The 11,642-nt window shown below is 46.8% G+C and carries 10 protein-coding genes and 1 tRNA gene; 3 read left to right on the top strand and 8 right to left on the bottom strand.

Annotation, left to right across the window (positions count from 1 at the left end):
• Positions 1-335: 335 nt before the first annotated feature.
• The 8 genes from DW642_RS14250 to dnaA form a co-directional block, all read right to left on the bottom strand.
• A tRNA-Ser gene (locus tag DW642_RS14250) sits at positions 336-423 on the bottom strand.
• Positions 424-624: 201 nt separating this feature from the next.
• Positions 625-1,329: a lysophospholipid acyltransferase family protein gene (locus tag DW642_RS14245; RefSeq protein WP_117510654.1), complete on the bottom strand. Its 705-nt coding sequence runs from the start codon at positions 1,327-1,329 to the stop codon at positions 625-627.
• Between the two features lie 74 nt (positions 1,330-1,403).
• Positions 1,404-3,911 (bottom strand): DNA gyrase subunit A, encoded by a 2,508-nt coding sequence (gene gyrA / locus DW642_RS14240; protein ID WP_117510652.1) that lies wholly within the window; start codon positions 3,909-3,911, stop codon positions 1,404-1,406.
• A 30-nt stretch (positions 3,912-3,941) separates the two neighbouring features.
• Positions 3,942-5,873, bottom strand: a complete 1,932-nt coding sequence (gyrB, locus tag DW642_RS14235) for a DNA topoisomerase (ATP-hydrolyzing) subunit B (RefSeq protein WP_022462277.1) — start codon at positions 5,871-5,873, stop codon at positions 3,942-3,944.
• Positions 5,874-6,971 carry a DNA replication/repair protein RecF gene (recF, locus tag DW642_RS14230; protein WP_022462276.1) on the bottom strand — a complete coding sequence of 366 codons (1,098 nt, stop codon included), beginning with the start codon at positions 6,969-6,971 and terminating at the stop codon, positions 5,874-5,876.
• 40 nt (positions 6,972-7,011) lie between these two features.
• Entirely contained in the window at positions 7,012-7,221 is a 210-nt protein-coding gene (locus DW642_RS14225) for an RNA-binding S4 domain-containing protein (RefSeq protein ID WP_055225968.1), read from the bottom strand.
• Between the two features lie 122 nt (positions 7,222-7,343).
• Complete coding sequence (dnaN, locus tag DW642_RS14220; protein ID WP_022462274.1) at positions 7,344-8,453, bottom strand: DNA polymerase III subunit beta; 1,110 nt, start codon at positions 8,451-8,453, stop codon at positions 7,344-7,346.
• A 342-nt stretch (positions 8,454-8,795) separates the two neighbouring features.
• Entirely contained in the window at positions 8,796-10,136 is a 1,341-nt protein-coding gene (dnaA, locus tag DW642_RS14215) for a chromosomal replication initiator protein DnaA (RefSeq protein WP_022462273.1), read from the bottom strand.
• 708 nt (positions 10,137-10,844) lie between these two features.
• Here dnaA and rpmH point away from each other — a divergent pair.
• From rpmH to yidD, 3 genes are all read left to right on the top strand, one after another.
• Complete coding sequence (rpmH, locus tag DW642_RS14210) at positions 10,845-10,979, top strand: 50S ribosomal protein L34 (RefSeq protein WP_005952426.1); 135 nt, start codon at positions 10,845-10,847, stop codon at positions 10,977-10,979.
• Positions 10,980-11,077: 98 nt separating this feature from the next.
• Positions 11,078-11,425, top strand: a complete 348-nt coding sequence (rnpA, locus tag DW642_RS14205; protein ID WP_117510650.1) for a ribonuclease P protein component — start codon at positions 11,078-11,080, stop codon at positions 11,423-11,425.
• A complete protein-coding gene (yidD, locus tag DW642_RS14200) occupies positions 11,422-11,631 on the top strand; it encodes a membrane protein insertion efficiency factor YidD (protein WP_022462271.1) in 210 nt (69 codons plus the stop codon). Before rnpA ends, yidD begins: the two co-directional genes overlap by 4 nt.
• Positions 11,632-11,642: the final 11 nt, after the last annotated feature.

Raw genomic sequence — 11,642 nt, 5'->3', positions numbered from 1 at the left:
AGAACTTTCGAGGATGTGTTTCATTGTTTAATTATCAAGGATCTTTGCCGTTCCGACTCGGATCAGCTCTTTTATTTTACCACAGAACTTTTCGTTTGTCAAGAACTTTTTTGATTTATTTTTTTTGAAGTTTTTTTTAACTTCTTCGCCGTTCTTTCGATCAGCAACTCGTTTATTTTATCAAACTCATTCGCTTTTGTCAAGAACTTTTTTTAATTTATTTTTTGGGATTAGTTTTTTCAAACCCATCGCCAACTCTGCTATCTTATCAGATGTGAAGCTGTTTGTCAAGAACTTTTTCCACAAAAAATATCATTTTGTTTTTGGCTTTTAAACGGAGAAGGAGGGATTTGAACCCTCGCGCCGGTTACCCGACCTACACCCTTAGCAGGGGCGCCTCTTCAGCCACTTGAGTACTTCTCCAAATGCCTAAATATAAAATGATATGTGCGGTCACTCATTCGTGACGCATGGTTTATTATACAAAAACCTTACGTTCTTGTCAACCCGTTTTTTCGATTTTTTTGTTTTTTTCTTACTATTATAGAAAATATGCCTTACAGAACCCAAATCAGCCCCCAGAATAGCAGAAAAGAGCGCATATCACGCTCTTTTCTGAAACCGCTACGCGGTTACGACGGCTTCAATTCTCTTCTTTACCATCTCGGCAATCTCTGTTGTCTTCATTCCCTGGTATTCCTCATATGGGATCGGGTCGAGAAAATGGACTTCTACCGTTACGGGACGGACGGTATTGGAGTCAAACGGAACAAAACAGTTTTTTAACGCAACCGGCACGATCGGGCATTTTGCTTTTACTGCGATCTTGAAGCTGCCGCTTTTAAACTCCAGCAGCTGGTTTCCCTTTCTGCTCCTCGTTCCTTCCGGAAACAGAATGACGTTTTTGCCTTCTTTTACGACATCGGCCGCCTCATTGATAACCTGCATTGACTGCCGCAGATTCTCCCGGTCCATAAACAGCGCGTGGATGCACGCAAAGACCTGTTTTAAAAACGGAATATGCTCTACCTCTTTTTTGGCAACAACTGTAAAGGTACGCGAGCACGCTCCTGCGATCGCCAGCACATCGTACAGTCCCTGGTGATTCGGATACAGCACAAAACCGTCCTGCTCCGGAAGATTTTCTGCTCCATAGGATTCCACAATGACGTTTCCGCCTTTGTTCGCCCGCTGTACAACAAAGCGCAGCATTTTAAAGTGCTCTTCCAGACTGTACTTGTCCGGATGCGCTGCATGGTAACAGAGCCGGCACCACATCCACGGAACCAGAAGCAGATTCCGCAGCACCATCAGTAAAATTCGTTTCATGTTTTTCTCCCCTTCCCCAAACGAGCAAAACGTGCCTGAGCTTTTTTCTCTCAGGCACGTTTTGCGACGCTGTATTATTCCTGCGTTTTCTCAGAAGCCGTTTCGTTCTCTTTCTCCGAAACCGGAGTCTCCTCGGACGCCTCTTTGTCTCTTACTTTTGCAATGCTGGCAACCTTGATTTCGCCGTCCACATCCATCAGCTTAACGCCGGATGTGATCCGTCCCATCACAGAAATGCCGGAGCATGGCGTACGGATGATGATTCCCTCTGTGGTGATCATCATGATCTCATTATCCTCGTTGACCGCCTTGGAACCGATCAGGTTTCCGGTCTTTTCGGTAATCTTATAGCATTTGACACCCTTGCCGCCGCGGAGCTGTACGGTAAACTCTGCCATCGGCGTCCGTTTGCCCATGCCGTTTTCGGATACGACAAGGAGATAGTCTCCCTGCGTGCAGATCTGCATGCCGACTACTTCATCGCCGTCCAGAAGGTTGATGCCGCGTACACCCATAGAAACACGGCCTGTCGTACGCACATCGTTTTCCTTGAAGCGGATACACTGGCCGAATTTCGTTACCAGAATAATCTCTTTCTCGTTATCAGTTGTCTTAACTTCAATCAGTTCATCATCATCGCGGAGCGCAATGGCAGCAAGACCCGTTTTTCTGACGTTCTCGTATTCTTCGAGCGGCGTCTTCTTCACCAGTCCCTTTTTCGTTGCCATAAACAGATAATGGCCCTTCTCATATTTGCGCATTGGAATAACAGCGGTAATCTTCTCTCCCGGCTGCAGCTGGAGAAGGTTGACAATCGCCGTTCCTCTTGCGGTTCTGGACGCCTCCGGAATCTCGTATGCTTTCAGACGGTAGACTCTTCCCGTATTCGTAAAGAACATCAGGTAATGATGGGTCGTCGTCATCAGAAGCTCCTCGATGTAGTCGTCCTCGATGGTCTGCATGCCCTTGATTCCCTTGCCGCCGCGGTTTTGGCTGCGGAAGTTGTCAACGGTCATACGTTTGATATAGCCCAGTTTCGTCATGGTGATGACAGTATTCTCGCGCGGAATCAGATCCTCCATGGAGAGATCGTACTCATCAAAGCCGATGGAAGTTCTTCTGTCATCGCCGTATTTTTCGGATACGGTCAGAATCTCCCTGCGGATAACGCCAAGAAGCACCTTGCGGTCTGCGAGGATGGCTTTTAACTGCTCGATGCGCGCCATCAGCTCTTTGTACTCGTTCTCGAGCTTCTCCCGTTCCAGACCGGTCAGAGCGCGCAGACGCATGTCTACGATTGCCTGGGCCTGGGCATCACTCAGATCGAAGCGTTCCATCAGGTTCTTCTTCGCCTCTGCCGCATTCGCGGATGCACGGATGATATGGATCACTTCGTCAATATGGTCAAGCGCTTTTAAGAGTCCTTCCAGAATATGGCTTCTCTCCTGCGCTTTGTTCAGGTCGTATTTCGTTCTTCTCGTCACAACCTCTTCCTGGTGCTGCAGATAATACGTCAGCATCTCCAGAAGGTTCATGACTTTCGGCTGATTGTTTACCAGTGCAAGCATGATCACACCAAAGGTATCCTGCATCTGAGTATGTTTGTACAGCTGGTTTAAGATGACGTTTGCATTGGCGTCGCGGCGCAGTTCGATACAGATGCGCATACCCTCACGGTTGGAGTGGTCCGCAATGCCGGTGATGCCGTCGATCTTTTTATCTCTTACCAGCGCGGCGATGTTCTCGATCAGGCGCGCCTTGTTTACCATGTACGGGATCTCGGTTACGATGATCTCGCTCTTTCCGTTCGGCAGTGTCTCGATGTTTGATACCGCACGAACACGGATTTTACCGCGGCCGGTACGGTAGGCCTCGTCGATGCCGCGGGTGCCGAGGATTTCTGCTCCGGTCGGGAAGTCAGGGCCTTTTACAATGCCGAGAATCTCCTCGAGATCTGTCGTACGGTCCTCCTCGATGATATTATCAATAATTTTTACAATGGCACTTACCACCTCGCGCAGATTGTGCGGCGGGATGTTCGTTGCCATACCGACTGCGATACCGGAAGTACCGTTTACCAGAAGGTTCGGGTAGCGGGCCGGCATAACAACAGGCTCTTTTTCGGTTTCATCAAAGTTCGGGGCGAAGTCTACGGTGTCTTTGTTGATATCCGCCAGCATCTCCATCGAGATTTTGCTTAAACGTGCCTCGGTGTATCGCATAGCCGCAGCGCCGTCGCCGTCGACGGAACCGAAGTTTCCATGGCCGTCCACCATCGGATAACGGGTTGCCCAGTCCTGTGCCATGTTGACGAGTGCTCCGTAGATAGAGCTGTCGCCGTGCGGGTGATATTTACCCATCGTATCACCGACGATACGCGCGCACTTACGGTGCGGCTTATCCGGCGTATTGTTCAGTTCACTCATGGAGTACAGAATACGTCTCTGTACCGGCTTTAAGCCATCGCGGACGTCTGGAAGTGCACGGGATGCAATTACGCTCATCGCGTAGTTGATGTAGGATTCCTCCATCGTGTCTTTCAGATCGACCTCGTGAATTTTATCAAAAACATTATCTTCCATCTTTTCCTCCACTTCAGTTCACAGGACTTTTTAGATATCCAGGTTGTTTGCGTATTTTGCTCTCTCTTCGATAAAGTCACGGCGCGGTTCTACCTTGTCGCCCATGAGCGTATTGAAGGTAAGATCAATTTCAGAAGAATACTCTTCATCGAACACAACGCGGCGCAGAACACGGCGTTCCGGGTCCATGGTGGTCTCCCAGAGCTGCTCCGCATCCATCTCTCCCAGTCCTTTGTAACGCTGGATCTTATTATCTCCGCGTCCGATCTCATTGAGGATCTGATTCATCTGATCGTCGTCGTATGCGTACCATACTTTTTTGTTTTTCTCAATCTTGAACAGCGGCGGCTGTGCCAGGTAAACGTGGCCCTGTTTGATCAGCTCCGGCATGAAGCGGTACAGGAACGTCAGCATCAGTGTGTCGATGTGCGCGCCGTCGACATCGGCATCGGTCATGATGATGATCTTGTCGTAGCGCAGTTTGGTGATATCGAAATCGTCGTGGATTCCGGTTCCGAATGCCGTAATCATCGCTTTGATCTCGGCATTGGCATAAATTTTATCGAGACGTGCTTTCTCTACATTCAGGATTTTTCCACGCAGAGGCAGGATCGCCTGCGTTGCACGGCTTCTCGCGGATTTTGCGGAACCGCCCGCGGAATCTCCCTCGACCAGGAAGATCTCACAGTTTTTTGGATCCTTGTCGGTGCAGTCTGCCAGTTTTCCAGGCAGGGACATACCGTCCAGTGCGGATTTTCTTCTCGTCAGGTCACGCGCTTTTCTTGCAGCCTCTCTCGCACGCTGGGAAAGCAGGGACTTTTCAACGATCGTTTTTGCAACAGCCGGGTTCTGCTCCAGAAACAGCTCGAGCTGGGTGCTCACGATATTGTCGACTGCTCCTCTCGCCTCGCTGTTTCCAAGTTTCTGCTTTGTCTGGCCCTCGAACTGCGGCTCCTCGATTTTGATGCTGACAATCGCCGTCATACCCTCGCGGATATCCTCTCCGGTCAGGTTCGGTTCGCTGTCTTTTAACAGTTTATTTGCTCTTGCATATTCATTAAAGGTTTTCGTCAGTGCATTCCGGAAGCCCACGATATGGGTACCGCCCTCCGGCGTCGTAATGTTGTTGACGAAACCGTACGTATTTTCCTGATAGGAATCGTTGTGCTGCATCGCAACCTCAACGAGAACGCCGTCTCTTTCTCCCTCGCAGTAGATGATGTCCGGGTAGAGCGCCGTTTTGCTCTTGTTCAGGTAGCTGACAAACTCTTTGATACCGCCCTCGTAGTGGAATGCTTTTTCCACTACCGGATCCGTGCGCAGATCGCGCAGAACAATGCGCAGTCCCTTGGTCAGAAATGCGGTCTCGCGGAGTCTTGTTTTTAAAACGTCGTAATCATAAACCGTCTCCTCGAACATCGTGTCATCCGGCAGGAAACGGACCTCGGTACCTGTTTTTTCGATCGGACAGGTATCGATGACCTCCAGCTTATTCATGGTTTTTCCGCGCTCATACCGCTGGAAGTAAACCTTTCCATCGTGATAAACGCGCACCTCAAGCCAGTTGGACAGCGCATTTACAACGGATGCACCAACGCCGTGCAGACCGCCGGATACCTTGTACCCTCCGCCGCCGAACTTTCCGCCTGCGTGCAGCACCGTAAAGACAACCTCAACGGCCGGAAGGCCCGACTTATGATTGATGCCGACCGGAATACCACGGCCGTCGTCGATGACGGTGATGGAGTTGTCCGGGTTAATCGTAACGTCAATATTTTTGCAGTATCCTGCCAGTGCCTCGTCTACCGAGTTGTCGACAATCTCATAGACCAGATGGTGAAGTCCCCGTGCGGAGGTACTGCCGATATACATACCTGGGCGCTTCCGTACGGCTTCCAGACCCTCCAGAATCTGAATCTGGTCTGCACCATACTCTGTCTTTTCCATGTTCTCTGTACTCATTTAGATTCCTCCTGTTTCTTTGTGAAACACAGATCCCTCGACCACCTGGAATACGCTGTTTGCCTCAAAATGATTTTCGACAAACTCGTCCAGTCCGGTACAGGTAATCAGTGTCTGTATGCTGTGAATGCTCTGCAGAAGATAATTCTGCCGGCTGCCGTCCAGCTCCGACAAAACATCATCCAGCAGTAAAACCGGTGTATCGTGAATTTCCTCCTCGACCAGACGGATCTCCGCCAGTTTCAGCGAAAGCGCCGCCGTCCTCTGCTGCCCCTGGGAACCGTATTTACGGATATCAATGTCGTTGACCCGCACACAGAAATCGTCCCGGTGCGGCCCGGTGTAGGACTGTCCGAAACGCAGATCACGCTCTCTTCCGGCTTTTAACTCTTCGGAAAACGCTTCCTCGGACACATTCGGTTCATAAGTAATCAGAATCTGCTCCTTTCCTCCGGTCAGATTCTGATGGATCTCGGATAAAATATCATTCAGGCGGCTGATAAACTTTTTCCGCTCGGAAATAATGCTTGTTCCATAGCGGACCATCTGCTCATCCCAGATCTCGAGCGTATCCGCCATTCTGCCGGAAAACGAAATCTCTTTAAGCAGCTTGTTTCTCTGCGCCACCACTTTATTATAATTGGCAAGCTCGATCATGTATAGTCTTGACAATTGACAAATTTCGCTATCCAGGAAACGCCGGCGCTCCGCAGGACCATTTTTGATGATATTCAGGTCCTCCGGAGAGAAAAACACAATATTTACAATGCCAAAAAGTTCCGACGCTTTGCGGATCGGAACTCCATCGATGGCGATTCCCTTGGATTTATTTTTTTTCAGATGCATATCGATTTTATGCGTGCTGCCGTTCCGCTCCACCATCATCCGGATATGGGCTTCCTCCCGGTCAAACTGGATGATTTCGCGGTCCTTGCTGCCACGGTGCGATTTTGTCGTACCCGCGAGATATAAAGCCTCGAGAATATTCGTCTTTCCCTGGGCATTGTCGCCGTAGAGAATATTCGTTCCGGGGCTGATATTTATGCATAAACTCTCATAATTCCGATAGTTCTTCAGTTCTAAAGATTTGATATACATGAGCACTCGTCCGTGAAAAATCAGCTTAAGTTTTTAAGCCTTATTTTTTAATTTGTATCTCATTTCCATTGTAGCAGACAACATCTCCGTCATAGAGCTTGCGGCCGCGGCGGGTATCTACTTCACCATTTACGGTCACGCAGCCGTCCTTGATGACGAGCTTTGCTTCCACGCCGTCTTCTACCAGAGCCGCAGCTTTTAATGCCTGGCCCAGTTTGATGTAATCTTCACGCAGCGTAATAATTTCCATTTTTTCCTCCTGCACTGCCGTGCCTTTTCCTCACGTAAGTTCGCAGTTTTCAACCTGTGTGGCTGTAAAACCGCTGAAAGTTCTTTCAGAAAAGGTTCCGGCAGATTTCAAACTTATGTGACTTATCTCACGGAATTGAAGTTTACCGGCAGAATCAGATAGATATAGCTCTCTTCTTCGTTCCGGATAAAACATGGAGCCTTCGGGTTGACCAGATAAATCGAAATCTCCTCGTCATCAATAACACGAAGTGCATCGATCAGGAATTTCGGGTTAAAACCGATCATAATATCCTTGCCTTCTTTGTTGATATCGATCTCTTCTTTCATGGAACCCATCGCGGAGTTGATCTGCAGTTCCATCGCTCCATCCTGGATGTCGATGATGATCGGTTTTTTGTCGCCTTCTTTGACAAGAAGCGTCGCACGGTCGATACAGCTTAAGAATTCTTTTTTGTTGATCGTCACTTTTGTCTCGTAATCACTCGAAAGCATCTGGTCGATGCGGAAATATTCACCGTCGATCAGTCTGGAAACGACCGTTGTATCATCGAACTTGAACATAATGTGGTTTTCCGAGAAGTAAATATCAATCTGATCATCCATCTCACCGGACAGAATTTTGCTGATTTCGTTCAGGGTTTTTCCCGGAACAACGACTTTTCGGTCCGGATACGAATCTTTCAGCTCAATTCTGCGGATCGCAATACGGTGTCCGTCCAGAGATACGACGCGAAGTGTGTTATCTTTGATTTCAAAAAGCTCACCGGTCATCAGTTTGTTGTTCTCATTGGCTGCAATGGAGAAAATGGTCTGACGGATCAGTTCTTTTAAGGTGAACTGGGAAATGGAAACACAATCGGAAGTTTCGAGAATCGGCAGATAGGAAAAATCTTCTCCTGACTGTCCCGGAATGTTGAATTTTGCTTTTTCACATGTAATCGTGGTTACCAGATTTTCATCTGTTTCTATTGTAACCTGATTATCCGGAAGTTTTCTTACAATCTCAGAAAAAATCTTTGCATCCAGAGCAACAATACCGCGTTCCAGAATCATACCTGTGACGATGGTTTCGATTCCGAGTTCCATATCGTTGGAGGTAAATTTGATCACGTTGGAAGATGCATCAATCAGAATGCATTCCAGAATCGGCATGGTTGTTTTACCGGAGACAGCTTTCATAGCGATACCAACGCTTTTTACAAGGTCTGCTTTGTCAAACACTAATTTCATAATTGTGGATAACTCTCCTTTCCTCACTGCTTGGTGAGTCTGCTTATAAAGAAAAAATATAGTAAAAATCCGTAGTCTTAGTCGTAGAGGCTGTGGATATGTGGAAAACCCCGTCAAGAATGCGGAAATACTGGAAAAATCGATCTGTATAACTCTGTGAATAATCGAACGTGAACCTGTGTATGAAATGTTGATAACTTCAGGCCCCAAATTTGTCCACAATTCATCCACAGGCTTTCCACATCGGTTTGTGTATAAATAAGGGCCTGTCAACCGATGAGTTTCTTCTTATATAAATGTAAATCGGTTTTAATCGTTTTGACAGAGTTACAAAGGCTCCGCCTATTTCGACGGGTTGATCTTCTTCTTTAAGATGTCTACCGTGTTGCGGACACTGTCTTTAGCACTCATTTCCTTTTCGATCTTCTCAATGCCGTGCATGACAGTGGTATGATCGCGGTCGCCCATCATTTTTCCGATTCCGGTCAGCGGGGCATCGAGCATTTCGCGGCACAGATACATTGCGATCTGGCGCGGGAATACGATTTTGCTGCTCCGCTTGCTGCCGACAATGTCGGACGGCGTAATATCGAAGTGATCTGCAACGGTGTCGATGATAAATTCCGGCGTGATCACCTTCTTCTCGTTCGGGGAGATGATGTCGCGCAGCACCTGCTCTGCAAGATCAATGTTGATTTCACGTTTTTCAAGGTTTGCGTATGCAATGATTTTGTTGAGAGCGCCTTCCAACTCACGGATGTTCGATTTAATATTGGAAGCGATGTATTCGATCACATCGTCGCTGACGGAATAGCCGTCTAATTCCTGTTTCTTTCGGAGAATGGCGATTCGCGTCTCATAATCCGGGCTCTGGATGTCGGCAAGGAGTCCCCATTCGAAACGGGAACGGATGCGGTCTTCCAGGATATCCATGTCTTTCGGGGGACGATCCGAAGAAAGGATGATCTGTTTGTTGGCGCCGTGCAGCGTATTGAAGGTATGGAAAAACTCTTCCTGCGTGGATTCCTTTCCTATAATAAACTGCACATCATCGATGAGAAGTACGTCGATATTGCGGTATTTCTCACGGAATTTGGTCATTGCGGTGTTGTTGCTGTTTCGGATAGCCTCGATGACTTCATTGGTAAATTCTTCACTCGTTACGTAGAGAATCCGCGAAGACGGGTTCTTCTGAAGAATAAAATGTGCGATCGAGTGCATCAGATGGGTTTTGCCCAGTCCAACACCACCGTATAAAAACAGCGGATTGTAGATTTCTCCCGGGGATTCGGCCACGGCGAGAGAAGCTGCATGGGCAAATTTGTTATTGCTGCCGACCACGAAGGTATCAAAGGTATACTTTGGATTCAGGTTCGGCACATAGAGATTTTTCTGGACGGGAGCAGGCGCTTTTTCCTGTTTCACTTCTTCCGGAAGAATAAAGCGGATCTCATAGTTGACACCTGTGATTTCCGCGATTGCCACTTTAATAGGAAGAGTATATTTTTTGCTCACGTAATCGAGACCCATTTTTTCGGATGGAACCAGGATTGTGATCAGATTGTCCTCAACCGAATGGATCGTAAGTGGTTCAATCCATGTAGTAAAGGAGATCTCAGATAATTCGTGCTCGTCCCGCACTCTCTGCAGTATTTCTTTCCATTTATCTTGTACGATTTCCATGCTTTTTCTGTCGCTCCGCTTCTATAATCATTGCTTTTTGGGGATAACTTCTGTCTGGAAAACGAAATTTCCCCCGAATAGTCGCATTTTTACTTCTATATGATATAATAAAATGCCGTTTTATTCAACCCAAAAATGTGGATAATTATTTTTTTATCCACAGAATGTGTAAAAAATTTTCCTGTTGATGAAATGGAGGATAGTTTGTGGATAACAGGGAATCTTATGTTGATAAAATTGTGGATAGAGGGCTGGAAAAACCGAAATGTGTAAAGTCTGGAAAACTTATATACACATTATACATGGCGTAAATACTGGAAAAATTGGAAATGCCCACAGGTTGTACACAGCAAAACCGAAAGTTATCCACAAGGTTATCCACAGATTGTGGATAATGTTGATTACGGTTACAAGATATCGTGTGGAAAGCACAAAAATCGAACTGGTATTTGTACGCGTGCGGCGGACAGTGTGGATAAGTTGTGGATAAACCGAAAATCAGCACACGGAAGGCACGGGCAGCGGCAGACCGGAAAACCGCGTCAGAGCGGCATTTTTTCCGAAAAAAACTGCGAAAATTATTGATTTTAGGGTTGACGAAATGGGGGTTTATGAATATAATTGAAATGATGTTTTCTGTCATACATGTAGTGAAATACTGCCTTGCAGGCAGTTATTGATTAGAATTTAAAGGAGGTGCCTTATCTTATGAAAATGACATTTCAGCCGAAAAAAAGATCCAGAGCTAAAGTTCACGGATTCAGAGCAAGAATGAGCACAAAAGGTGGAAGAAAAGTTTTAGCTGCAAGAAGATTAAAAGGAAGAAAAAAATTATCAGCATAAAACCAAAGGCCGCATAAAATTTATGTGGTCTTTTCTTCTATCTAAAGCTATTCAATGAAAAGAAAATTTAGACAAATCATGAAGGAAAGAATGGATTCATGAAATATTCGGAAAGCCTGAAAAAAAACAGAGATTTTCAGCTGGTTTATAAGCAGGGAACATCGTTTGCAAACCGATTTCTGGTCATGTATGTGAAGAAAAATCAGCTGGGACGGAACCGGATTGGAATTTCAGTAAGTAAAAAGGTGGGAAACAGCGTTGTGCGCCACCATCTGGCGAGACTGATCCGGGAGAGTTATCGTCTGCATGGAGAGGAATTTCAGTGTGGAATGGATGTAGTTGTGATCGCAAGAGTTAATGCAAAAAACTGTACGTATTTCGAGATAGAGGGAGCACTTTTGCATCTGGGAAAACTACATCATATATTAAAGGAAACAGAAAAATGAAGACGGTATTGATAAAAGGTATCCGGTTTTATCAGAAGTACCTGTCTCCTCTGAAGAGGGTGCACTGCCCTTATACGCCGACCTGCTCGCAGTACGGGCTGGAAGCGATTCAGAAATATGGTGCTTTCAAAGGAAGTCTGCTGGCATTATGGAGAATACTGAGATGTAACCCGTTTTCACACGGAGGTTACGACCCTGTGCCGTAGATAAATAAGGA

The sequence above is a fragment of the Blautia sp. AM23-13AC genome (assembly GCF_003435675.1).
Taxonomy (GTDB): Bacteria; Bacillota; Clostridia; order Lachnospirales; family Lachnospiraceae; genus Fusicatenibacter; species Fusicatenibacter saccharivorans.
Note: the sequence above shows the minus strand (reverse complement) of the source record. Positions and strands in the feature narration are given on the sequence as shown.